The organism is Brevibacterium renqingii (genome assembly GCF_017808095.1).
Classification (GTDB): Bacteria; Actinomycetota; Actinomycetes; order Actinomycetales; family Brevibacteriaceae; genus Brevibacterium; species Brevibacterium renqingii.
This window is the reverse complement of the sequence record NZ_JADBHG010000009.1, coordinates 20,991-43,539: the sequence shown is the minus strand read 5'-3', so window position 1 is coordinate 43,539 and position 22,549 is coordinate 20,991. Positions and strand designations below refer to the sequence as shown.

The following is a 22,549-nucleotide window of genomic DNA, read 5'->3' as shown; positions in this document are numbered from 1 at the left end:
ACACCGCCGACGTTAGAGTGGTGCCTGATCGTCCGCCGGCGGGCGGGGCAGCTGGGGAAGTGGAGGACAGGAACGAGATGAGACCGCGCGCACAGGCGTCCCACGGGCGTGGCTTCGGCGCCCAAGCCGCTGTCTACGACGAGGTCCGGCCGGGGTATCCCACGGCCGCACTCGACCTGGCGGGCCCGGACTGGCAGGGACTGCGGGTGTGCGATCTCGGAGCGGGAACCGGAATCCTCAGTCGCACACTGATCGGACGCGGCTGCGATGTCGTCGCCGTCGATCCCGATCCCGCAGTGCTCGAGCGCAACTCGGCGCCGAGTCGGATCGGGACCGCCGAGGACACCGGTCTGGCCTCGGCCGATTTCGATCTCGTCACCGTCGCCCAGGCCTGGCACTGGTTCGACGAGGAGGCCGCTGCGACCGAGATCTGCCGCATCCTCCGGCCCGGCGGCAGACTGCTCATCCTCATCAACCAACTCGACGTGCGCATCGACTGGGTGCTGCGGCTGAGCAGGATCATGCACGCCGGAGACGTCTACCGCCCCCAGTACCGGCCGCAGCCGGGAGAGGGGCTGCGGCTGACGGACCGCAGCCTCGTCGAGTTCACCACTCCGATCGGCGTCGACGGGATCGTCGACCTCGCCCGCACGCGCTCGTACTGGCTGCGGTCGAACGAGACGACCCGGGCGCGAGTCGAGACGAATCTGCGGGAGTACTTCCGTGACGAGCACCCGGTCACCGGTGCGATCGAGCTGCCGTACATGTGTCTGGCGTATCTGCTCGAACGCACCTGAGCATTCCCTCCTTCCGCACCGGGTGCAGGTGCCTGAAGCCAACCACACACGCAGGGCCGCACCCGATATGGGTGCGGCCCTGTGCAGTCGTGCGTTGTGAGGCCGGGTCAGCCTTCGGCGCCCCGGGCCTCATCTGTCGATGTCGACTCGACGACGTCTGCGTTGCGGTCGGACGAGGTGTGGGACACAGTGATCTTGCGAGGACGCGCCTCCTCTGCGACGGGGATCGTCAGAGTCAGGACGCCATCGCTGTAGTCGGCACGGATCCTGTCCAGAGCAACCCGATTGCCGAGGGTCAGCTGGCGGGCGTAGGTGCCGTTCGTGCGCTCCCTGGTCAGCCACTTCACGTCCTTGTCCGCGACCTCGGATTCACGCCGCGCACGCACGGTGAGGGTGCGGTCCTCGACATCGACATCGATGCTGCTCGGGTCGACGCCGGGCATGTCGATGCGTGCGATGAAGACCTCGCCGTCGCGGTAGAGGTCCATGGGCAGGGTCGTCGAATTCGGTGTGCGAGTGACCTCGGAGAAGAATCGATCGAGATCACGGATGGGGTCGAATCGTGTAGCCATGTGCTTCCTTTCGCTCGGTTCCTATATTGAGTCAAACACACTCAACTTTGAAATGATTCCGAACTCATGAAACTCTCAGTTCTGTGAGTCTGTCACCGGTGCTTCTCGCCCTCCTCCCCGTCACGGTGCTCATCGCCTTCGGCTTCGTGCTCAGGCGGCTGCCGGGCTTCGGCAGTGAGGAATTCTGGTCCGGTGCGGAGAAGCTCGCGTACTACTGCCTGCTGCCCGTCCTCCTCTTCACCTCCGTCGCCGAGGTGGACGTGGCCCACGTTCCGCTTGTGCGCTTGGCAGCGGCGCTGATCATCCCCACGGTGATCGTGTCCGTCGTCATCGTCCTGGCTCGCCGGGTCATCGCCGGCGATCTGCCCGGCTTCACTTCGGTGCTCCAGGGCGGCATCCGGTTCAACACGTATATCGGTCTGTCCCTGGCCGCAGGTCTGTTCGGCTCCGAGGGTTCGGCCGTGGCCGCGATCGTGGCCGCGGTCCTCGTGCCCCCGGTCAACGTCGTCTCGAGCCTCGGCTTCGAATTCCTGCGCACCGGCCCGAGTTCGCTCATCGCCCTGTTCCGAGCGATCATCACGAATCCGCTGGTCCTCGGCTGCGCTGCCGGGGGAGCGGCCAATGTCACTGGGCTGGGTCTGCCGTCGCCTGCCGCCACTGTCCTCGATCCTCTGGCGGCGGCTTCGCTGCCGATCGGCCTCCTCTGCGTCGGGGCGGGGCTGCGCCCGTTCTCCTTCGGCGAGCAGGCGCGCGCGATGATCGTCTCGACCGTGACCAGACTGCTCGTGCTGCCCGGTCTGACGCTGCTGACCCTGCTGGCCTTCGACGTCCCAGCCGTGCCGGCTCTGGTCGGCATGATCTTCCAGTCGATCGCGACGGCGAGCTCCGGCTATGTCATGGCCCGGCAGCTCGGCGGCGACGCGAAGCTCATGGCCGCCCTCATCGCGGGACAGACCGTGGCCATGCTCCTCACGCTGCCGCCCGTGCTGCTCATCTCCCAGGCCGTCCTCGGCTGAGCCCGCCCGGGCCCCGGCAGGCAGGCGGCATGAGACGCACAGCGGCCGGCCCCCTTGGGACCGGCCGCTGCTTCACACGCCGTCAGGCTGCCGCACGCATTCGATGTGCGCGCGACTCAGATGAGAGGAGCTGGGATCACTCGCTGTCGGCGCTGATATCGGGATGACGCGAACCGAGTTCGGCATCGATGCGCAGCACGCCGGAGCCGTCGTCGCCGACGCGCTCGAGGCGGCCGATGATCTCGGAGATGCTCGACTCCTCCTCGACCTGCTCGTCGATGAACCAGTGCAGCAGCGGCAGAACATCGAGGTCGGCCTCGGACTGCGCGGTGCGGTAGAGGTTGCGGATGGATTCGGAGACCTTCTCCTCATGAGCCAGTGCGGCCTTGAAGAAGTCGATCGGCTGCGAACCGGAGACCTTCGGTGCGGCGATATCGCCGATCTGCGGGGCGAAATCGCGATCGAGGCAGTGCTGTGTGAACTTCGCGGCGTGTACCTGCTCCTCCTCGGACTGCGCGCGCATCCAACGCGTCATTCCGGGCAGGTCGAGATCGTCGAGCTGAATCGACAGCTGCAGGTAGACCAGCGAGGCCTCGAGTTCGAGGGTGACCTGCTCGTTGAGGACCTTCTGCATGGCGGGGCTCAGGTGCATCTGTTACTCCTTTGCGTTTCGAGACGGATCCATTCCGCCTGCTTAGACAATATCGTGGCACCTTTTCTAGAACGATTCCAGTGTGGAAAGGCTCGGCAAACTCCGCGCAGGTTTGCCAAACCTGCTCTTCCGTCCTCAGAGGCGCGGGTGCCGACCATGGTGCCCGGTGGCAGACTCGAAGGCATGGGCGATGCGCAGCAGCTCGACGTCGGCACCCGGTCGGGAAACGATCTGCACACCGACCGGAAGCCCGGAGTCGGAGAAGCCCGCCGGGACCGAGATCGCCGGACACCCGGTGGCAGAGATCAGGCACAGGGCGCGCATCCAGTCGAGATAGTTCTCCAGCCGCACCCCGTTGATCTCCGTGGGGTATTCGATCCCCGCGTCGAAGGGCAGTACCTGACAGGTCGTGAGCACGAGCGCGTCGTGGTCTGCGAAGAATCGGTCGACCTCCGAATGCAGGCGCGCCCGCGCCGCCTCGGCCGACGCGACCTCGGCGCCGGTGAGCCCCAGCCCCATGCGGATGTTCCACACTACCGAGTCCTTGATCCGGTCGGGGTGAGCCTCGTAGAGGCCGCCCCAGGACCCCACGAAATCGAGTGCGCGGCGGACGCCGAAGACCTCGTCGGCATCGCTGAGATCCGGAATCGCGCCGTCGACGCGAGCGCCGAGTCCGGAGAAGACCTCAGCGGTGCTGCCGACGATGCTCGCCACCTCGTCCTCGATCGGAAGCAGACCGTCGAGGTCGGGACTGAACCCGATCCTGACCCCGCTCAGATCAGGGGAGACCTGCTTTTCGAGACCGAACTCCGGGAGGTCGAACACGCTTCCCGGTTCGGGCAGCGAGGCGGGTGCCGAGGGTTCCGGCCCCGAGGCGACGCTCATCAGCAGTGCGACATCGGAGACGGTGCGAGCCATGAACCCGCTCTGCGCGAGCCAGGCGTAGGGATCCGCCGGCGGCGTGTGCGGGATGCGACCGTTGCTGGGCCGGAATCCGACGACATTGTTGAAGGAGGCGGGGGAGCGCAGCGAACCACCCATGTCCGAACCGTCCCCGGAGGCCTGGATGCCCGCCGCGAGCGCGGCGCCGACCCCGCCGGAGGATCCCGAGGCCGACTTCGTCGGATCGAAGGGGTTCACAGTCGTGCCGAACACCTCGTTGAAGGTATGCGAGCCCGCGGCGAATTCGGGCACATTCGTCTTGCCCGTCGTCGTGATCCCGGCCTGCTTGAGACGGGCGATGATGAGCGAGTCGGTCTCGGGCACGCGATCTGCCATGAGGGGTGATCCCCAGGTCGTGCGCATCCCGGCTGTGTCGTGCGTGTCCTTGTGCGTCATCGGCACACCGTGCAGGGGACCGAAGCTCTCCCCGCGGGCCGATGCCGCGTCTGCCGCCTCGGCGCGGACGAAAGCGGCCTCGTCGTCACGGGTGACGACGGCGTTGAGCACGGGGTTGACCGCATCGATGCGATCGAGGTGGGCCTGCAGCGCCTCGCGGGCGGAGATCTCCTTGGCAGCGATCCGGGCCGCGAGCTCCCGAGTCGAGCACCAGAGCAGTTCCTCACTCATCCTGTCACTTCCCGAGCTTGCTCAGCATCGCGGACAAGCCGGTGCGGATGCCCGTCGCCAGAGTGGTCTCGACGTCATCGGGAGCGAACTCGGGGGAGTGGTTGCCCGCAGGAGGTTCGGCGCCGTCGAACTTCTCCGGTGTATAGGCGCCGAAGAACCAGTAGACATAGGGCACACCGATCTCATCGCCGAAGGCCCCGAAGTCCTCGCTGCCGGTCGCCGGCTGCTGGAAGCGAAGATTGTCCTCACCGATCTCAGCTCGTGCCGCGGCGACGAAGCTCTCGGTCTCATCGGGATCGTTGTAGCAGCGGGGGAATCGGTACATCTCCTCGATCGCCGGTTCGGGCGCACCCGAGGCCGTCGCCTCGGCGAGGATGATGCGGCGGACGCGGTCGAGGACGACCTCGCGGACCTCCTCGGTGAAGGTGCGGATGTTGAGCGTGAACTCCGCGGACTCCGGGATGATGTTCTCCTTGAGTCCTCCGTGGAAGGTGCCGACCGTGACGACGGCCATATCGCGACCGGAGATCTCACGGGAGACCACGGATTGCAGACGAGTGATCATATAGGCGCCGAGGACGATCGGGTCGACGGAGTTCTCCGGCTGGGAACCGTGTGCCTGCTTTCCCCTGACGATGACCCTGAGGCAGTCGGACATGGCCATCGCAGTCCCCTTCGTCACATAGATATGGCCGGCCCGCCCCGGCCACACATGCTGACCGTAGACCACCTCGGGCCTGGTGATCTGGTCCCAGAGCCCGTCGTCGAGCATGGCGCGCGCTCCCTGTCCGGTCTCCTCACCGGGCTGGAAGATCATGACCGCCGTGCCCGACCACAGGTCCCTGTGCTCGGCGAGGTATTTGGCCAGATAGAGGCCGACGGTGATGTGGGTGTCGTGTCCGCAGCCGTGCATGACCTTCGTCGTCGTACCGTCGGGAAGGGTGCCTTCGGCGCGGGAGGCGTAGTCGAGTCCTGTCGCCTCATCGATGGGCAGCCCGTCGATGTCGGCCCGATAGCCGACGACGGGGCCATCGCCGTTCTCGATGACCGCGACGACTCCGGTGCCGCCGAACGAATGGGGTTCGAGGCCGAGTGCTTCGAGGCGCCGGCGGATCTCCGCAGCTGTGTTCGTCTCCTGCATCGACAGTTCGGGAGTGCGGTGGAAGTGCGTGTAATCGGCGACGACCTGATCGAGATCGCCGGTGATCGCCTCGCGCAGTGCGGGTCGGAGAGACATCGGGGGTCCTTTCCCTCGGGGCTGTTGTGTTGCGGTCTGCTGTCATCCTCGCAGGCCGGTGCGGTTTCGGTCGGAGTGTTCGCGGTGTGGATGGATCAGTTGATTCCCACGGTCTCGCCGCCGTCCTTCTTGTCGGTGACGGCCTTGTTGCGGGTGAACCACGTGATGAGGATGGTGAGGAAGACGACGATGGCGACGTCGCCGGGAGCGAGCACCGGCACCAGCGGGATGAGCACGAGGATGACCAGCGCCGCGAGGCCGAGCGCGATGATCGTCGACTTGACCTGTCTGAGGGAGGCGATGAGCTGGACGGTGACGCCGCCGAGGATGGCCGGGAGGATGTAGAGCTTGGCCACGAGAGTGACGGGCTCGGGGATGAGCGAGACCAGCCAGGTGCCCAGCAGCCCGACGAAGACGACCATCGAGGCCACGTGGATGATGGCGGCGCCGCAGATGGCCATGGTCGCCGCATATTCGCCCTTGCGGGTGCCCGGCTTCGCTCCGATCGCATCCTGGGCGACGATGGCCGACGGCAGCAGTTTGTTCGAGACGTTGCCGATCATGAATGCCTGGTACATTCCGGCCGGCCCCAGAATTGGGAAGTAGGTGAGCGGTTCGACGATGTAGAACACACCGTAGACGGCGAAGACGGCGAGGAATCCCTTGAGGATCTGACCGAAGTCGATGTTCGCATCGGCGACGAAGAGCAGATAGAACGGCACCGAGGTGGCGATGAGGAATCCGATGAACAGCGTGATCGAGCCCCACCTCGTCGTGGTGCGTTCGAAGGCCGCATGGGAGGGCGATGTGATGATCGATGACATGGCTGTCTCCTCAGGCGTCGGGAAGGCCGAGACCGGCGTAGTGGGCGAAGTAGGCCGCGACGAGGCCGATGAGCAGGGAGATGCCCAGGCCCCATTCCTTCAGCCAGTGCTGTCTGAAAGTGTGTGCCAGGAGCAGGCAGATGCTCATCACGATGGCCGAGACCACAACGGCGATGACATGGGTGGGTGACTTCGGGATCTCGCGGAAGGTCAGTGCTGCGAACGCCGCGAGGAGTGCGGCACCTGGGATGATCGACATGAGCGCGGGATTGACCTTCTCGAGCCGGTTGGAGCTGCGCTTGAAGATCGGGGTGAGGATGAGCGTGGAGATCATCCAGCCTGCGCCGGAGAGGCTCATGGCCATGAGGGCGACGATGAAGACGCCGCGGGTGAAGGTCTCGTCGCCGAGATTGGCGCCCATGGTGCCGGCGGCGAGCGAGGCGGAGGCCACTTCGGTGGCGGCCGAGCCGATGAGACCGACCCGGACGATGACCGGGGGAGTGCCGAACAGGGGCAGGAGTGCGATGGCGACGAGCACCACGGACAGGGACGGGCCGATCGCGGCGACTCCGCCGGCGCGGAAGGCCGAGCGGACCTCCTGCTGGCTCATCCCGGCCGATTCGGCGTTCTTCTTCACTGCGGACATGTAGATGAGCGACTGGACGACCACGACGCCCATCACCGCCATCGCCAGGATCCACAGAATCGGTGCATTCGCGAGGCCGATGTAGTCGGCCGATCCGCTGGCTGCAGCCATGGCAGGCTCCTCACTTCGCTGTCGTCGGAATCGCCGCGCGATGAGTCCACGACCTCGTGTACTCCATCACGTGTTCCAGTAACGTATCGCGAGTGAGGCCCAGATCACAGACTTGAGGCGATAGTTCCCAATTGCCGAGAACGAAGATGCCGATGATGGTCATGAGCAGAATCGACCGGACTGCGCAGCGGATGGTCGGCGGGGGAGTGCTCCGTGCGGAGCCGGCGGCGGGAGCGCCGGTTATCGATCCTTCTTCTTGGAGATGCGCATGGTGATCGCGGCGGTGACGAACGCATTGCCGGCAGCGTCGAGGACGTCGACGGGCACGACGAGGTCGAACTTCTCGTCGCCGAACTCAGGGAGCTGATCGAGCCGCGCGATCGCGGTGACTGCCGTGGTGGCCTTGGCGTTGTAGTCGACGGTCATTCCGGTCGGAATCCAGCGGTGCGTGGTCGGAACCGTCGCCTCGGTCATGACGCCCGCGGCGATCTCCGCCATATTGCACGAGGCGATGGCATGAAAGGTGCCGATGTGGTTGTGCACCCCGCGGCGGTTGGGGGCGCTGACGCGGCACAGACCCGGGCGGAGTTCGCGGATGCGGGGATGGACGGTGCGGAAGTACGGCGCCTTGAAGCAGACGCCCTGAGTGAAGAGCCATCTGCCCAGCGGCTGCCTGCTCAGCTTCTGCCAGAGTCTGTAGATCGCCGGTGCGCCGTCGGTCTCTGCTGCGGTCGTGGTGTCTGCGGTCATGGGAGGATCCTTTCCGGAGTTACCTATCGGTAGACCCTAGCAGTCCCGCTGACCGACTATGCGCTGTCGCCCGTCGCGCGCTGATTCGACCATTCGTCCCGCGTGTGAGCGAGCGTCCTCTCGAGCAGCTGCCTGAGGACATCGCGGTCGACTCTGCTCAGGCGTGTGAGATAGAGGCAGGCGGTCCCGCGGCGGTGCTCGCCGAGCAGGTCGACGAGATCGGGCCATCGCTGCGCGAAGTCGCTCGTCAGATAGATGGTGTGGCGCGTCGCCGTGGGGGAGAAGGCGAGCAGGGGCATCGTTCCGCCGTGTCCGGACTCGTACCGGTATTCGACCTCGCCGAAGCCGATGATCCGTGAGGCCCAGACGACAGGCTCCTGGCCGGAGACCTCGGCGAGGAGTGCGCAGAGCTCATCGGCCTCCGGGCGCCTGGGGCCGCGGGCGCGGTCGAGCACATCGGCCACGGGTTCGCCGGTCGGCCGCATCGCGGGCTGTCTGTGCGCCATATCGATTCCTGTCGGTGTCGGTGTTCATCGGCAGTCGGGAAGGGGTCCACCGATATCTACTTAACATAATGTATATTATCGGCGATATACTGGAGGGGCTGCACACTCGCAGACACTCGGTTCGCTGCAGCTTGCCAGTTCTCGTCATGCACCAGCATCTCATCGCAGAGACGACGATGGCCGCGAACGACATGCGCGTCGTTCGCGGCCATCGCGTCGTGCATCCGAGTCAATCGGACCGGCAGATCATCAGCCGCTGACGGTGACGTTTCCGCCGAGGCCGACCTTCCCGTCGTCCTTCTTGCCACCGTCGTCCTTTGAGCCGCCGTCGTCCTTCTTGCCGCCGCCGTCATCGGCGGCTCCGTTGGACTTCGTCAGGCCGGCCTTCTTGCCGCAGGTCGGCCAGGCACCCGGGCCCTGCTCCTTGAGGACCTTCTGAGCGATGCGGATCTGCTCCTTCTTGCTGTGCTGGTCGGCCGTGCCGCTTCCGCCGAAGGCGTTCCAGGTCTGCTTGGAGAACTGCAGGCCGCCGTAGTAGCCGTTGCCGGTGTTGATGTCCCAATCGCCGCCGGACTCGCATTCGGCGACCTTGTCCCAGACGCCGCCCTCGGATGCCTGGGCCGGCTGGCCTGCGCTGAGGCCGGTCATTCCGGCGGCGGCGATTGCGCCGGCACCGACGAGCAGGCCGACCTTGCGAAGGCTTGTGCTGTAGAGGTTCACTGTGTCATCTCCAAAGTACGACTGCATTTCGGTTCTGTAACCCGGCCGTTACCGAGCCGTTATACACCGTAACGAATTCGTCTCGCTGAGTGAACCCGAAAGAGCGATTATGGCATCCGAATCGTCTCCGCAGAGCCTCAGCAGAGCCTGAGAGGGACAGCTCCCCCGCGTCATCCGCGTACGTAGGCCGCCAGATGCCGCGCGGTCAGGGTCGCCTCCGGCTGCGACGCTGCGGCGACGAGTTCGACAGGGCTGCCTTCGAAGACGATGCGCCCGCCGTCGTGCCCGGCACCCGGACCGAGGTCGATGATGTGGTCGGCATGGGCCATGACTGCCTGGTGATGTTCGATGACGATGACCGTGCGCCCTCCGTCGACGAGACCGTCGAGCAGGCGCAGCAGATTCTCCACATCGGCGAGGTGGAGTCCGGTGGTCGGTTCGTCGAGGATGATCACCTGTGCGGAATCGGCGGCCTTGGCCGACAGCTGCACCGCGAGCTTGAGCCTCTGACGCTCTCCCCCGGACAGCGTCGTCAGCGGCTGTCCGAGGCTGACATAGCCCAGGCCCACCTCGGCCAGGACGGTGAGGACCCTCGCCGCGGCGGGGATCCGCGACTCCCCCGAGCCGAAGTGCTCGAGGGCCGAGATCACGGGCAGGTCGAGCACCTGCCGGATATTCAGCCCTCCGAGCGTGTACTCGAGCACCTGGGACTGGAAGCCTCGTCCCTCGCATTCGTCGCAGGGCGCGGACACGCCGCCCATGAGCGCCATATCCGAGTAGATGATGCCGGCCCCGTTGCACACCGGACACGCACCCTCGGAGTTCGCACTGAACAGGGCGGGCCGGACTCCGTTCGCTTTGGCGAAGGCCTTGCGAACGGGGTCGAGCAGTCCGGTGTACGTCGCCGGGTTGCTGCGCCGCGAGCCCTTGATCGGAGCCTGATCGATCATCACGATGCCGTCCCGACCCCGCAGCGACCCCTCGATGAGGCTGCTCTTGCCCGAACCGGCGACGCCGGTGACGACGCTGAGCGCACCGAGCGGCACGTCGACGTCGACGTCGCGCAGATTGTGTGAGGCCGCTCCCCTGATCTCCAGCGCCCCCGAAGGCCTGCGCACCGTGTCCTTGAGCGCGGCGGTGTATCCGAGGTGACGACCGGTGAGGGTGTCGCTCTCGCGCAGCTCGGCGACCGTGCCGGTGAAGGTGACCTCTCCCCCGCTGCTCCCGGCGCCGGGACCCAGGTCGATGATGTGATCGGCGATGAGGATCGTCTCGGGCTTGTGTTCGACGACGAGGACCGTGTTGCCCTTGTCCCGCAGCGCCAGCAGCAGCTCGTTCATCGCCTGGATGTCGTGCGGGTGCAGGCCGATGGTCGGTTCGTCGAAGACATAGGTCACGTCTGTCAGCGAGGAGCCGAGATGGCGGACGAGCTTGATCCGCTGCGCCTCGCCGCCGGAGAGCGATCCCGCCGAACGGTCGAGTGAGAGGTAGCCGAGCCCGATGTCGATGAAGGCCTGGACGTCGGCGCGCAGCGATTGGAGCAGGGCCGTCGCCGCCGCGTCGTCGATCCGCGCCAGCCACTCGTCGATGTCCGAGATCTGCAGGGCGCACACCTCGGCGATGGACTTCCCTGCCACCAGGGAGCTCCGGGCGGCGGAGTTGAGACGGGTGCCCGCGCATTCGGGGCATTCGGCATAGACGACGGCGCGGTCGACGAATTCCCGGACATGCTTCTGCATCGCTTCCCGATCCTTCGACAGGAACGAGCGGCGGATCCTGGGGATCAGGCCGTCGAAGGTCATGTTCGTGCCGTTGATCCTGATCTTCTCGCCCTCGGCGTACAGGAGGATGCGGCGTGCCTTCTGGTCATAGTCGGAGATCGGTGCGTCGGCGTCGAAGAACCCGGATTCGGAGTAGAAGCGGACGTTCCAGCCTCCGGGCTTGTACCCGGGAATCATGATCGCTCCCTCATTGAGGGATTTGGACTCGTCGATCACCTCGGCGATGTCGATGTCCGTGGACGTGCCCATTCCCTCGCAGTGCGGACACATGCCGCCGTTGACGGAGAAGCTCCGGCGCTCGACCTGCTTGCCCTCCCCTTTCTGGGTGGTGACGGCGCCCTTTCCGCTGATCGTGGCGACATTGAACGAATAGGCGTTCGTCGAGCCGAGGTTCGGTTCGGCCAGGCGGGCGAAGAGGGTGCGCAGCTTCGCGTTGATGTCGGAGACGGTGCCCACCGTCGACCGCGGGTTCGCCCCGATCCGCTCCTGATCGACGAGGATCGCGGTCGTCAGCCCCTCGAGGACATCGACCTCCGGGCGGGCCATGGCCGGCATGAATCCTTGGACGAAGGCCGAATACGTCTCATTGATCATCCGCTGCGATTCGGCGGCGATCGTATGGAACACCAATGAGCTCTTGCCCGATCCGGAGACTCCGGTGAACACTGTCAGCCGACGCTTGGGGATGTCGACGGTGACGTTCTTCAGATTGTTCTCCCGCGGCCCGCTGACGCGGATGAGATCATGGCTGTCGGCCGCGTGCACCGGCTTCACCCCTTCTGCTGGATGCGGATCATGTTCCCTGCAGGATCGCGCAGGGCGCAGTCGCGCAGCCCATAGGGCTGGTCCATCGGCTCCTGGACGATATCGGCGCCTTTGGCCTCGACCTCGGCGAAGGTCGCGTCGACGTTCGTGCTCGCCAGCACGATCGCGGCGAAGCTGCCCTTGGCCATGAGGGATTCGATGACCTCGCGCTCGGCGGAGCTGATGGTCGGATCGGTGACGGCGGGAGTGAGCACGATGGACGTGTCGGGCTGGTCGACGGGACCGACCGTCAGCCAGCGCATCCGGCCGGAACCGACATCGAGCCGAAGCTCGAAGCCGAGCACGTCCCGGTAGAAGGCGAGGGATTCTTCGGCATCGACATGGGGCAGGAAGCTGGCGCTGATCGAGATATCCATGTGAGCAATCGTAGACCGCTCACGACGGCGGGGCTTCTCGATTCCTGACCGGTCTCAGCGCATTCTTCACCACGATCGTCGGCAGCCGGTGCTCACCGGCGATGACGCCGTCGCGGTACTGGCGGGGCGAGACGCCGACGAGCTCGCTGAAGCGGGTGCTGAAGGTGCCCAGAGAGGAGAAGCCGACGGTGAAGCAGATCTCCGTGATCGTGAGGTCTCCGCGGCGGATGAGCGCCATGGCGCGTTCGATCCTGCGCGTCATCAGATAGGAGTACGGGGACTCCCCGAATGCGGCTTTGAACTGCCGACTCAGGTGACCGGCGGACATGTGCTCGCCCGCAGCGAGGGCCTCGACGCTCAGAGGCCGGTCGAACTCCCGGTCGATGCGGTCGCGGACCCGCCGCAGAGCGACCAGCTGCTCTCTCATCCCGCGTCGACGCCCTGGCGCAGGGTCTGTCCCCGGAAGAAGGCCGGGTGGCGGATCGATTGGACGATCATGATGACCACGCCGAGGAGGAGGACCCCGATGCCGAGCACGAAGACGAGACCGATGCCGAAAACGGAGGAGCCCGAACCGTAGTCGGGGTCGAGCGAATCGATCGCGGTCGTGAAGAAGATGATGAGCAGGGTCACTCCCCCGATGAGGGGGAACAGGAACCGGAAGAACAGTGTGTGCGCCGATGTGAAAAGCGTGCGGCGGAAGTACCAGATGCAGGCCAGGCCGGTGATGCCGTAGTAGAAGCAGACCATGAGCCCCAGGGCGGTGATCGTGTCCCACAGGGCGTTCTCCGACAGCAGCCGCATGACGACGTAGAAGATGATCGCCGCCCCGGCCGAGGTGATCGTGGCAACCGAGGGCGACTTGTACCGCCGTGAGATGCGTCCGTACTTCTCCGGCAGGGCACCGTAGTGGCCCATCGCGAGGATCGTGCGCGAAGGCGAGACCATCGTCGCCTGCAGAGACGACAGGGAGCTCGAGAGGACGGCGATCGAGACGAGCACCGCGAACGGGCCCATCACAGGACCGGCGAGGGAGGCGAAGATCGATTCCTGGTTGTCAGGATTGCCTGCGCCCAGGCCTTCGCTGCCGACTCCCGCGAAGGAGATGACCGCGACGGTGCAGGCGATGTAGATGATGACGATCGCGAGGATCGTGAGCAGCGCGGCCCTGCCCGGGGTCTTCTCCGGGTTCTTCGCCTCCTCGTTCATCGTGATCACCGTGTCCCAGCCCCAGAACAGGAAGATCGACAGCGACACCGCGGCGGCGACAGTGGAGAAGTCACCGGCGGACAGCGGGTTGAACCAGTCGAGTGAGACCGGTGTCGCGTCGAAGGCCGTGCCGCCGGCGACATGGACGAGCGCGGCGATGACGAACCAGCCCAGAGCGAGGACCTGGAAGGCGACGAGCCACACCTGGAGCTTCTCCGTGGCCTCGACCCCTCGGTAGGACACCCACGCCGCGGCGGCAGTGAGGAGCACGGTGACGGGGATGTTGATCCACAGGACACGGGTGAGTTCGGCGATCTGCGGATCGGAGAACACCTGGGACAGGAGGAGGAAGAGGAAGTCCACCGCCACGGCCGCGAGGTTCGAGAGTACCAGGACGGTGGCCGCGACGAGCCCCCAGCCGCCCATCCAGCCGAGCCACGGTCCGAAGGCCCGAGTCGCCCAGGTGAAGGTGGTGCCGGAGTCCGGCATCGCCGTGTTCAGCTCTCGGTAGCCGAAGACGACGAGGAGCATGGGCACGAAGCCGATGAGCAGGACCGCTGGGGTGTGGACTCCGACTTCGGAGATCGTCGGCCCCAGTCCGGACGTCAGGGTGTAGGCCGGAGCGATGCAGGAGATGCCGATGACGGCTCCCCCGATGGCCCCGATCTTGCCGGCGGAGAGTCCCTTCGAACTCAGTCCGCCCGAGGTGGGCGACGGTGACGTCGATGTGCTGCTCATGGCTCGGTCGTTTCAGGCTCGGTTCGGGCGGTCGGACGCAATGTCTGTGACGGCTGGGTCAACCCTCGAGGATCCGCTCGGCGGTGGCGGTTCCGATCCGCACCGCTCCGTCGACATGCTGATAGCCTTCGGCCGCGATGTCGGAGCTGGCGAAGTGCAGCGGGCCGACCGGATCGTTCTGATACCGGCCCCACCGGTGGAGCCCGCCGAGATCATAGCTCGTCGCATACGCACCGCGGGTCCATTCCTCGGCACCGAAGTCCGAGAGGTAGAACACCCGGGGCTCGAGGGCCTGTGGGCCGAGGAACTCGGCGAGGGAGCGGAGAATCTGCTCCCGCCTCGTCTCCTCGTCGAGTGCCCACATGGCGTCGGCGCGGACATCGGAGATGAAGCCGACCAGCGTGCCCTGCTCCTCCCCGTGGTTCGTGTTGTCGTAGACCTCCTGGACGAGGCGTCCGGCACCGAATCCCGTGCCGGACAGGCCCTGCTCGCGCCAGAAAGGGGTGTCGTAGGTGGCGTGGACCTTGATGACCAGGCCCATCGACTGATGCTGGTGGAAGACCTGCTGCAGTCGCGGCAGCGGTGGGTCGAAGGTGATGCGCGAGTAGAGGTTCGGCGGGACTGCGATGATCGCCCGGTCGGCGCGAACGGTGAGTTCATCCGTGGAGGCCGTCACCGCGTCGGCGGTCCAGTCGATCCTGCGCACCGGCTGTCCCAGACGCACGGTGTCCTCGCCGAGCTCGGCGGCCATCTGCACGGACACCGACTGCATACCGCCGACGACGCGACGGTCGAGGATGAAGTGGTCGTCGACGAGGTGCGTGAAGGACCCCGCCGAGGCGGCCATCAGCACCGCTTGGAGGGCGGAGAAGGCGGTGGCCGGCTTCGTCAGCATGCCGCCTGCGATGAACAGTCCGATGTTCTCACAGGCGAGTTCGTCGTCCGACTGCTCTCGCAGCCAGTGGTGGAAGGAGATCGAGTCGAGTTCGGCCGCGTCGGGAGCGTGCCAGGGTGCCTTCGGTCCGATCCTGGCAGCGAGCTCGTCGAGCACGGCGATGAGCCGCTCCATCTCGGCCCGGGTCGACTCCGCCACGGGGAACATGTCGCCGCTGTAGACGGTGCGGGTCCCATCGGGAGCGATGTAGACGCTGTCGCCGTCGCGGTACCTCGGGTAGGTCTCTTTGCCGAGTTCTGCGACGAGTTCGAGCAGTGCGGTCTGGTCGGGCGAGATCCATTGGCCGCCGAGCTCGTACATCTGTCCGTCGATGTGATCGGTCCAGGTGCGGCCTCCGACGCGGTCGCGGGCTTCGAGGACGATGACGCTGCGTCCCTCCCTGCGCAGTCGCCGGGCGGCGCTCAGGCCGGTCGGGCCCGCTCCGCCGATGACGACATCACAGGCTTCTTCCGACATAGCGATCTCCTCCGACAGGTGTTTGGATGGGTTCAGACTAGCCAGCCCATGCGTTTCTGCCAAGGCGAGAACCCGGGGGTGCGGAATCCGCATCGGCTCTCGGCCGCTGACGAACACGCACGTCTGGGCCGAAGCGTCGACCTCGCCTGCGGACCTCGGCGGTCGGAAAAATTCTTGCCCCGGCCCGAATCATGGATTCCGCAGATGCGCACACGCGGCCCGTGCAGAATCGCACGGACCGCGTGGTGGGCAGTCACTGAGGCATCAGAGGCCGTCGGCGCGGATCACTGCACCTCGTACTTGCCGTTGATCTGACCGGCGCCGACTCCGCCGACGGCTTCCATGGCGGCCTTGGACAGGTCGAAGCAGCGATTGCCGTGGTACGGGCCGCGATCATTGACGCGCACTGTCACGGACTTGCCGTTCGCGGTGTTCGTGATCTTGACCTTCGAGCCGAAAGGCAGAGACTTGTGCGCCGCGGTGAGTTTGTTCGTGTCGAAGGCCTCTCCGTTGGCGGTCTGCCTGCCGTCGAATCCGTCGCCGCCTCCGTAGTAGGACATCGGGCAGCTGCCGGACTCGCCGGCCGATTCCCCGGACTTCGAGGGCTGATCGTTGTCGTCGGAGGCGGATCCGCCCTTCGCGGGCTCACCGCCGCCGGCGGACCCGCCCGTGTCGGCCGGCTGCTCGGGTTCGCTCTGCTTCGGCTTCTCGGGCTCGGGGTCCGGGGTCTCGACCTTCGTCTCGATGGTGATCTCGCCGGGCTTCTGCTTGGCCTGCTTCTTCGCCTTGGCCAGGAACTCGTCGGTGGCCTTGGTCGGCTCGGCGGTCGCCACGGCGGGCGCTTCGGCGATGACCTCTCCGCCCGGGGCGGCGTCCTCGGGAGCCATGGCCAGGCTCGAGGCGACGACGGCGGCAGTGGCGGCGGTGGGCACGATGAATGCTGAGAGCACCGGTCGTGTGCGTACGGCGGCCAGCACTCCCCCGGCCGTGTTCGCGCTGCGGTCGGGAGAATGCCGACCGGATCTCTTCTTCGCGGTCAGAGCCGAGAAGATCGAACCGCTCCGTTTGGTGCTCGGTGCTGAGTGTCTGCCCACAGTTGTGTTCCTCGTCGTCGTCACAGAATGTCTCGTCAACTCGGAGATGCGGGGGAAGTCCTCGTCGCAGCACTGCTCGCGAGGAAAGACTCCAAGTTATCGGATCGTTACCTGAGCACAGTCTAATTAAGGAACTGTTACAAATGCAATGTGGCACACCGGATCGGTGTGCCACAGCGAGCGACGGCTTCCGCCTCCGAGCGGAGCCGCTCAGGGCGAGGAGTGAGCGTCCGGGGAGATCAGCGGGACCTGCGGGAGACCAGCTTGCGCACCCCTTCGGCGCCCGAGGTCACGGTCGCCTGCGCTCTGTCGAAGGCGCGTTCGACCTTGCCGCTGCGCACTGCATCGTCTATTGCGTGAGAGACGCTGCCCAGCGCCCGATTCATCGTGTTCTCCGCGGACTCGATGAGGCGGGAGGACGAAGTCGCCTCGCGCACATTCCTCACGCCGCTGCTGGCTGCGCCGTAGGCGCGACCTGCCGCCCAGCGGACGCGCTCGGTCGGTGTCTTCGAGGTCGAGTCGATGACGTCGTCGGGTTCGATGGGTTCGCGATGTGAGCTCATGTGACCATCCTTGACGACGCCCCTGTCGAAATCAACACCCGGATAGGATCGGAGAATGAATTCCCAGCCGGAGGTCACCGCAGACCCAGAGATCATCGCGCATCGTGGCGGCCGGTGGCCGGACATGAGCGAGAACACGCTCGACGCCTTCCGCGCTGCTGCCGCAATGGGCGTCCGCTGGATGGAGACAGACGTCCATGTCTCCGCCGACGGTGTTCTCTTCGCCGCACACGATTCCGATCTGCAGCGCATCGCCGGACGCGCCGACAGCATCGTCGAACTCACCGCCGCCGAGCTCGACGATGTCGAACTCATCGCAGGAGGGCGCCTCCCGCGTCTCGAGACCCTGCTCGGGGAGCTTCCCGGGGTCGAGTGGAACATCGATGTCAAGGCTGCGCACAGCATCGGACCGATGATCCGGTTCGTCCACAATCATGATGCCGCTGCTCGCATCCGCCTGGCGTCGTTCGACACGGCGACCCTGCGCAGGCTGCGCGCTGCCCTGCCGGGAGTGCGCACCTCCACCGGCAGGGCCGAGACGGCGCTGTTCGCGCTCGGGCGGCTCCCTGGGCTCCCCGCACACGGCGCGGCACCGCTGGCGCCGGAGGTCGATGCCCTGCAGGTTCCTGAGCGGTTCAAGGGGCTTCCCGTCGTCACGGCCGACTTCGTCGATCGCGCGCACCGTTCGGGCCTGCTCGTGCACGTGTGGACGGTCAACGAGGCCGAGTCGATGCGGTCCCTGCTCGAGCTCGGTGTCGACGGCATCGTCACCGACCGGGTCGAAATGGGCCTCGAGGTGCTCGCCCGCACGCGGCGTTCCGGGGAATAGGAGGAAGCGGTAGACTGTTACATTGCGTCCAAGGTGTGCAGTCGAGTCGGAAGGTCTTAGATATGAGCGAACGCAGTCTCCGCGGAACACAGTTGGGCTCACGCAGCCTCGAAAGCGAAGAGGGCGTCGAGCCGGCACCGCGTCAGATGGTCGAATTCGAATGCGAGGACGGAACGCGGTTCAAGGTGCCCTTCTCCATCGAAGCCGAGGTCCCTTCGACCTGGGACTCCGGACTCCACGGCATCGGCGTGCGCGTCGGCATGAACGAGCCCGACGGTGAACCTGTCAAGCACGTGCGATCCCACTGGGACATGCTCCTTGAGCGTCGGTCCTTCGACGAACTCCAGGTGCTCCTCGACGAGCGTCTCGCGATCCGACGCGGAGAGGTTCCCGCACAGGGCTGAGCCCGTGTCGGGAGAACAGCCGAGAGGGGGTGCAGGTCATCGGACCTGCACCCCCTCGGTCGTCTCAGCGACGTGCCCGGGGCCTCCGAGCGGCGGGGAGAGTCGCTCGGTGCGCCCTCAGCCCGTCTTCGACCGCCGGAGCAGACGACGCAGCTGATTGCGGCGGCGAGTCAGACCCCAACCGGCGACTTTCGTGAAGGCCTCGGTGATGATCGATCCGCTCATCTTCGACTCGCCGAGCTCGCGTTCGACGAAGACGACGGGCACCTCGGCAATGCGGAACCCGGCCTCGAGCGTGCGATAGGTCATGTCGATCTGGAAGCAGTAGCCCTGCGACTGCACGCCCGAGAGGTCGAGCGCCTCGAGCGCCGGACGTGTATAGGCGCGGAAGCCAGCGGTCGCGTCCCTGACGCCGAGTCCCATGACTGCATTGACATAGACATTGGCGCCGCGAGAGAGGAGGAACCGGGATCTCGGCCAGTCGACGATCGCGCCCCCGGGCACCCATCTGGACCCGATGACGAGGTCGGCCCGACCCGAGCGGGCGACGTCGAGCAGCTGACCGAGGTCGAGGGGGCGGTGCGAACCATCGGCATCGAATTCGCAGATGATGTCGTAATCGCGCGCGAGCGCCCATTCGAAACCGGCGATATAGGCCATGCCGAGGCCGGACTTCTCACTCCGATGGAGAACATGGATGCGCGGATCGGACGCGGCCCGTTCCTCCGCCCACTCCCCCGTGCCGTCGGGTGAGCCGTCGTCGACGACGAGGACGTCGACCTCCGGCTGCTGGTCGAACAGCCCGGAGAGGGTCACCGGCAGGGCGAGGCGTTCGTTGTAGGTCGGGATCACGATGAGAGTCTTGGAAGGCACGGACCCCACGATACGCGTTCACACCCCGGACAATGAGTCGACACCCCCGCCTTCGGACCACGCCGCTGCCGCGGTGAGTTATCTAATGACGGGAGTGCCGACCCCATCCCACGTGCTGTGGGATGTTCAACTCGAATCTAGCGGCCGGTCATGACTTTGCAAAATCGCTGTGACCAGGGACGATGCCTGAATCCGCTGGTCAGGAGCGCAGATCTCCGGAAGAAAAGTCTCCGCCTCTCGGCGTGTCGGCTGGACACGTCTGCGGGCGCGGAGATCTCAGAGCTCCACGCGAGTGGGAAGCGGCACTTCCGGCGCCAGCTCCGGCAGGCCCGGCGTCCCCGAGCGCGGATCGGTGCTCCACGCGGCGACGCGCGGATCGGCGACCTGGACGACCAGACGCTCGACATTCCAGCGGACGATGTCAGCCGCCGCGCCCGGAGCGAGCACACCGCCCTCGGGGTTGCCCGCCGCTCGATGAGCGAAGCGAGTCGCGGCATTGAAGCCTGCTCGAGCGCCGATGCCGTTCTCGCCGACGACGGCGTCGCGCACACTGGCCCAGGGCGAGGACTGCGAATGGCTGAGCGAGACCTGGGCTCCCGCGGCCAAGAGCTGAGACAGCGGCTGCGGTCGCGCGGGATCGAGCGTGATCGCCACTCCGGAGCGGCCGAGCGCCTCGACCTGCGCCTCGGCCACGGCGAAGTCGAGCAGCAGCCGAAAACCGTGGCGCTGGGCATGAGCGGCTTCGTTCCCCAGACGCTCGAGCACCTGTTCGAGGCGGTCGTTCGACTCCACGCGGACGAAGAGACTGAGCGCCGGAAGGCTCTGCCGCGACAGCAGATCCGCCGCGTCCGTCGACGCCCGCACCGCCTCGGCATCCGCGGTCTCCGCATTCAGGGTCGGGTAGTCGATGATCGACAGACCCTGCGGGGCCCCGGCGGAGAATTCGGCGATCGCCTCGGCGCTGCCGAGGGCATGCACGTGGGTGAAGCCCTGTTCATGCAGTTCGCTCGCCGTCGGAGCCGATCCGTCGAGGACCAGGCCCGCGTGGACGAACCCCGGGGTGAGGAAATCATCGGCCAGGTCGACCGCTTTCGGGTCGAGGGCCTTCGCGGCCTCGTCGGAACCGATGAACGAGATCGCGCCGTCCTCGCACCCGAGCGCCGTCGCGAAGGGATCGACGCTGCTGTACACATCTCCGCCAAAGTACATAGTCACAGCCGACAGGCTACACCGTCCGCCGCCCGCGGCTACACCTGTGTCAGGACCGTCGGGTATCGTCATCCGATGTGAAGCCCTTGGTTCTGCTCGATACGCCCGCACTGTACTATCGCGCCTTCTACTCGGTGCCGGATTCGATCGTCAACGACGACGGTCAGCCGGTCAACGCCGTCAGAGGCGTGCTCGACACCGTCGCACAGATGATCCGCCGCTTCGAGACCGACCGAGTGGTGGCGACGATGGACGCGGATTGGCGCCCCGCCTTCCGCACCGCGATCATGCCCGAATACAAGGCGGCGCGGGTCAAGGATGAGGAAGCCGGCACGGAGATCCCGCCCGAACTCGCGGCACAGCTGCCGATTCTGAACCGGGCGCTCACCGCAGCGGGCATCCCCATCGCCGAGGTGGAGGGCACCGAGGCCGATGATGTCATCGCGACGATGGCCGCCGAGTCGCGCTCCCCCGTCGTCATCGTCTCCCCGGACCGGGACCTGCTGGCGCTGCTGGACTCGAACACCGAGGTGAGCGTGCTCCGACCGCGCAAGGGAGGAGAATGGGAGGCAGTGACGCAGGCCGATCTGCCCGCCGCGTACGGAGTGCCGGACGGCAGGCGCTACCGGGAGCTCGCCGCCCTGCGCGGAGACCCCTCCGACGGACTGCCCGGCGCCCCCGGCATCGGGGAGAAGACGGCGGCGACCCTGCTGGAGAACTTCGGTTCGCTCGACTCGATCATCACAGCCGCCAAAGCAGGAGTGAAGACCGGCGGTCTGAGCCCCAAACGCGCGGCCACCATCATCGAGGTCGAGGACATCCTGTACAAGACGCTCGAGGTCATGCGCTGCCTGACCGACGTCGACCACGGAATCGACCTCGAATCCGTGCCGAACGCCTTCGACCGCGTCGCTCTCGCGCAGGCGGCGGAGGGACAGAACATCCGCCGCTCCGCGGATAATCTCGCCTCGGCTCTCGAAACCATCTCCAGCGTCGCATCATCCGCGTCCGTGATCGTTGTCGAGACTCAGGACGCAGTTGCGCACACCTCCGTTCCATCAGCGACAGTGCCCTGCCTCGACGCTCCCCCGACGACATCGGCACCGGCACCTACGATGACCGAAGAGCCGATCAGCGCAGCGCCGCCCTGGGTGCAGTCGCGACTCGTCGGCTTCGATCTCGAGACCACGGGGGTCGATCCGGCGTCCGCTCGCATCGTCACCGCCGCCTTCGTCGACTCCGCAGCCGAGGTGCGCACCTGGCTGTCCGATCCCGGAATCGAGATTCCCGAGTCCGCGCGCGCCGTGCACGGCATCACCACTGAGTTCGCACAGGCCAACGGGGCTCCTGCCCAGCAGACGGTGACCGAACTGTGCGAGGTGTTCTCCGCGCTCAGGGACGAAGGGGCAGTCGTCGTCGGCCACAATGTCGTCTACGACCTCAGCGTCATGGCCGCCGAGGTGGCCCGGCACCGTCCGGACATCGACTTCGCCGCGATCATCCCCACGATCGTCGACACCTTCGTCCTCGACAAGCAGATCGACCCCTACCGCAAGGGCAAGCGGACTCTGATCGAGACTGCGAAGATCTACCGGGTCGATCTCCTCGATGCTCACGATGCCGCCGCGGACGCGCTGGCCGCGCTGGACATTTCCCGTGCATTGGCCGAAAAGTCCACTGAAATCGCGGTGCTCAGCAATGCCGAGATCATGGCCGCACAAGCCGACTGGAAGCGCTCCCAGGCCGCCGGACTGCAGGCCTGGCTGCGGAAGAAGAGCAACGCCGAGGCCGTCGTCGACGGTTCGTGGCCGATGGCCTGAACGCTAGACTCGACACCGACTATCACACGACGAAGGA

Annotated in this window: 23 protein-coding genes; 5 read left to right on the top strand and 18 right to left on the bottom strand. The window is 66.2% G+C overall.

Annotated features, from left to right (window positions below):
* Positions 1-77 precede the first annotated feature (77 nt).
* Entirely contained in the window at positions 78-797 is a 720-nt protein-coding gene (locus tag IIE29_RS14780) for a class I SAM-dependent methyltransferase (protein ID WP_209326069.1), read from the top strand.
* 107 nt (positions 798-904) lie between these two features.
* Here the strand turns inward: IIE29_RS14780 and IIE29_RS14775 are convergent, their stop codons facing one another.
* Positions 905-1,369, bottom strand: coding sequence for an Hsp20/alpha crystallin family protein (locus IIE29_RS14775; protein WP_209326068.1), 465 nt, complete (start codon positions 1,367-1,369; stop codon positions 905-907).
* Positions 1,370-1,452: 83 nt separating this feature from the next.
* On the opposite strand from IIE29_RS14775, the gene IIE29_RS14770 reads away from it, so the two are divergent.
* Positions 1,453-2,385 (top strand): AEC family transporter, encoded by a 933-nt coding sequence (locus IIE29_RS14770; protein WP_209326067.1) that lies wholly within the window; start codon positions 1,453-1,455, stop codon positions 2,383-2,385.
* Between the two features lie 136 nt (positions 2,386-2,521).
* Here IIE29_RS14770 and IIE29_RS14765 read toward each other — a convergent pair whose 3' ends face one another.
* The 15 genes from IIE29_RS14765 to IIE29_RS14695 all read right to left on the bottom strand — a co-directional run bounded on the left by IIE29_RS14765 (position 2,522) and on the right by IIE29_RS14695 (position 17,377).
* Complete coding sequence (locus IIE29_RS14765) at positions 2,522-3,037, bottom strand: ferritin (protein WP_209326066.1); 516 nt, start codon at positions 3,035-3,037, stop codon at positions 2,522-2,524.
* 135 nt (positions 3,038-3,172) lie between these two features.
* Entirely contained in the window at positions 3,173-4,606 is a 1,434-nt protein-coding gene (locus IIE29_RS14760; protein ID WP_209326065.1) for an amidase, read from the bottom strand.
* A gap of 4 nt (positions 4,607-4,610) precedes the next feature.
* Positions 4,611-5,843, bottom strand: a complete 1,233-nt coding sequence (locus IIE29_RS14755; RefSeq protein ID WP_209326064.1) for an amidohydrolase — start codon at positions 5,841-5,843, stop codon at positions 4,611-4,613.
* A gap of 95 nt (positions 5,844-5,938) precedes the next feature.
* On the bottom strand, positions 5,939-6,667 hold the full coding sequence (locus IIE29_RS14750) for a hypothetical protein (RefSeq protein ID WP_209326063.1): 729 nt from the start codon (positions 6,665-6,667) through the stop codon (positions 5,939-5,941).
* 10 nt (positions 6,668-6,677) lie between these two features.
* Positions 6,678-7,424, bottom strand: a complete 747-nt coding sequence (locus IIE29_RS14745) for a DUF5058 family protein (protein ID WP_209326062.1) — start codon at positions 7,422-7,424, stop codon at positions 6,678-6,680.
* 240 nt (positions 7,425-7,664) lie between these two features.
* Complete coding sequence (locus IIE29_RS14740) at positions 7,665-8,174, bottom strand: hotdog fold domain-containing protein (protein WP_209326061.1); 510 nt, start codon at positions 8,172-8,174, stop codon at positions 7,665-7,667.
* A 56-nt stretch (positions 8,175-8,230) separates the two neighbouring features.
* Positions 8,231-8,680, bottom strand: a complete 450-nt coding sequence (locus IIE29_RS14735) for a DUF1801 domain-containing protein (protein ID WP_209326060.1) — start codon at positions 8,678-8,680, stop codon at positions 8,231-8,233.
* 249 nt (positions 8,681-8,929) lie between these two features.
* Positions 8,930-9,400 carry a transglycosylase family protein gene (locus IIE29_RS14730; protein ID WP_343071920.1) on the bottom strand — a complete coding sequence of 157 codons (471 nt, stop codon included), beginning with the start codon at positions 9,398-9,400 and terminating at the stop codon, positions 8,930-8,932.
* Between the two features lie 170 nt (positions 9,401-9,570).
* Positions 9,571-11,946, bottom strand: a complete 2,376-nt coding sequence (locus IIE29_RS14725) for an ATP-binding cassette domain-containing protein (RefSeq protein ID WP_209326058.1) — start codon at positions 11,944-11,946, stop codon at positions 9,571-9,573.
* Positions 11,947-11,951: 5 nt separating this feature from the next.
* Complete coding sequence (locus IIE29_RS14720) at positions 11,952-12,362, bottom strand: VOC family protein (RefSeq protein ID WP_209326057.1); 411 nt, start codon at positions 12,360-12,362, stop codon at positions 11,952-11,954.
* Between the two features lie 19 nt (positions 12,363-12,381).
* Positions 12,382-12,789, bottom strand: coding sequence for a helix-turn-helix transcriptional regulator (locus tag IIE29_RS14715; protein WP_209326056.1), 408 nt, complete (start codon positions 12,787-12,789; stop codon positions 12,382-12,384).
* The gene (locus tag IIE29_RS14710; protein ID WP_209326055.1) at positions 12,786-14,309 is read right to left on the bottom strand and encodes an APC family permease; all 1,524 of its coding nucleotides are present in this window, start codon (positions 14,307-14,309) and stop codon (positions 12,786-12,788) included. Before IIE29_RS14710 ends, IIE29_RS14715 begins: the two co-directional genes overlap by 4 nt.
* A gap of 58 nt (positions 14,310-14,367) precedes the next feature.
* Positions 14,368-15,720: a flavin monoamine oxidase family protein gene (locus IIE29_RS14705; RefSeq protein WP_209326054.1), complete on the bottom strand. Its 1,353-nt coding sequence runs from the start codon at positions 15,718-15,720 to the stop codon at positions 14,368-14,370.
* 284 nt (positions 15,721-16,004) lie between these two features.
* Positions 16,005-16,814 carry a septal ring lytic transglycosylase RlpA family protein gene (locus tag IIE29_RS14700; protein ID WP_209326053.1) on the bottom strand — a complete coding sequence of 270 codons (810 nt, stop codon included), beginning with the start codon at positions 16,812-16,814 and terminating at the stop codon, positions 16,005-16,007.
* 239 nt (positions 16,815-17,053) lie between these two features.
* Positions 17,054-17,377, bottom strand: coding sequence for a hypothetical protein (locus IIE29_RS14695; protein ID WP_209326052.1), 324 nt, complete (start codon positions 17,375-17,377; stop codon positions 17,054-17,056).
* 55 nt (positions 17,378-17,432) lie between these two features.
* Here IIE29_RS14695 and IIE29_RS14690 point away from each other — a divergent pair, with 55 nt between their 5' ends.
* Together IIE29_RS14690 and IIE29_RS14685 are read left to right on the top strand one after the other, a co-directional pair.
* The gene (locus tag IIE29_RS14690; RefSeq protein WP_209326051.1) at positions 17,433-18,206 is read left to right on the top strand and encodes a glycerophosphodiester phosphodiesterase family protein; all 774 of its coding nucleotides are present in this window, start codon (positions 17,433-17,435) and stop codon (positions 18,204-18,206) included.
* A 62-nt stretch (positions 18,207-18,268) separates the two neighbouring features.
* Positions 18,269-18,610, top strand: a complete 342-nt coding sequence (locus IIE29_RS14685) for an RNA polymerase-binding protein RbpA (protein WP_209326050.1) — start codon at positions 18,269-18,271, stop codon at positions 18,608-18,610.
* Positions 18,611-18,727: 117 nt separating this feature from the next.
* Here IIE29_RS14685 and IIE29_RS14680 read toward each other — a convergent pair whose 3' ends face one another.
* Both IIE29_RS14680 and IIE29_RS14675 read right to left on the bottom strand, forming a co-directional pair.
* The gene (locus IIE29_RS14680) at positions 18,728-19,483 is read right to left on the bottom strand and encodes a polyprenol monophosphomannose synthase (protein WP_209326049.1); all 756 of its coding nucleotides are present in this window, start codon (positions 19,481-19,483) and stop codon (positions 18,728-18,730) included.
* Between the two features lie 276 nt (positions 19,484-19,759).
* A complete protein-coding gene (locus IIE29_RS14675; protein WP_209326147.1) occupies positions 19,760-20,692 on the bottom strand; it encodes a metal-dependent hydrolase in 933 nt (310 codons plus the stop codon).
* Between the two features lie 77 nt (positions 20,693-20,769).
* Between IIE29_RS14675 and IIE29_RS14670 the strand changes: the two genes are divergently transcribed.
* Positions 20,770-22,512 carry a 5'-3' exonuclease H3TH domain-containing protein gene (locus IIE29_RS14670; protein WP_343071919.1) on the top strand — a complete coding sequence of 581 codons (1,743 nt, stop codon included), beginning with the start codon at positions 20,770-20,772 and terminating at the stop codon, positions 22,510-22,512.
* Positions 22,513-22,549: the final 37 nt, after the last annotated feature.

Coding starts and splice junctions, on each gene's coding strand:
- IIE29_RS14675 (WP_209326147.1), bottom strand. CDS start 20,692: ATGTACTTTGGCGGAGATGTGTACAGCAGCGTCGATCCCTTCGCGACG.
- IIE29_RS14760 (WP_209326065.1), bottom strand. CDS start 4,606: ATGAGTGAGGAACTGCTCTGGTGCTCGACTCGGGAGCTCGCGGCCCGG.
- IIE29_RS14780 (WP_209326069.1), top strand. CDS start 78: ATGAGACCGCGCGCACAGGCGTCCCACGGGCGTGGCTTCGGCGCCCAA.
- IIE29_RS14695 (WP_209326052.1), bottom strand. CDS start 17,377: ATGAGCTCACATCGCGAACCCATCGAACCCGACGACGTCATCGACTCG.
- IIE29_RS14750 (WP_209326063.1), bottom strand. CDS start 6,667: ATGTCATCGATCATCACATCGCCCTCCCATGCGGCCTTCGAACGCACC.
- IIE29_RS14735 (WP_209326060.1), bottom strand. CDS start 8,680: ATGGCGCACAGACAGCCCGCGATGCGGCCGACCGGCGAACCCGTGGCC.
- IIE29_RS14755 (WP_209326064.1), bottom strand. CDS start 5,843: ATGTCTCTCCGACCCGCACTGCGCGAGGCGATCACCGGCGATCTCGAT.
- IIE29_RS14690 (WP_209326051.1), top strand. CDS start 17,433: ATGAATTCCCAGCCGGAGGTCACCGCAGACCCAGAGATCATCGCGCAT.
- IIE29_RS14765 (WP_209326066.1), bottom strand. CDS start 3,037: ATGCACCTGAGCCCCGCCATGCAGAAGGTCCTCAACGAGCAGGTCACC.
- IIE29_RS14740 (WP_209326061.1), bottom strand. CDS start 8,174: ATGACCGCAGACACCACGACCGCAGCAGAGACCGACGGCGCACCGGCG.
- IIE29_RS14745 (WP_209326062.1), bottom strand. CDS start 7,424: ATGGCTGCAGCCAGCGGATCGGCCGACTACATCGGCCTCGCGAATGCA.
- IIE29_RS14705 (WP_209326054.1), bottom strand. CDS start 15,720: ATGTCGGAAGAAGCCTGTGATGTCGTCATCGGCGGAGCGGGCCCGACC.
- IIE29_RS14775 (WP_209326068.1), bottom strand. CDS start 1,369: ATGGCTACACGATTCGACCCCATCCGTGATCTCGATCGATTCTTCTCC.
- IIE29_RS14710 (WP_209326055.1), bottom strand. CDS start 14,309: ATGAGCAGCACATCGACGTCACCGTCGCCCACCTCGGGCGGACTGAGT.
- IIE29_RS14685 (WP_209326050.1), top strand. CDS start 18,269: ATGAGCGAACGCAGTCTCCGCGGAACACAGTTGGGCTCACGCAGCCTC.
- IIE29_RS14715 (WP_209326056.1), bottom strand. CDS start 12,789: ATGAGAGAGCAGCTGGTCGCTCTGCGGCGGGTCCGCGACCGCATCGAC.
- IIE29_RS14720 (WP_209326057.1), bottom strand. CDS start 12,362: ATGGATATCTCGATCAGCGCCAGCTTCCTGCCCCATGTCGATGCCGAA.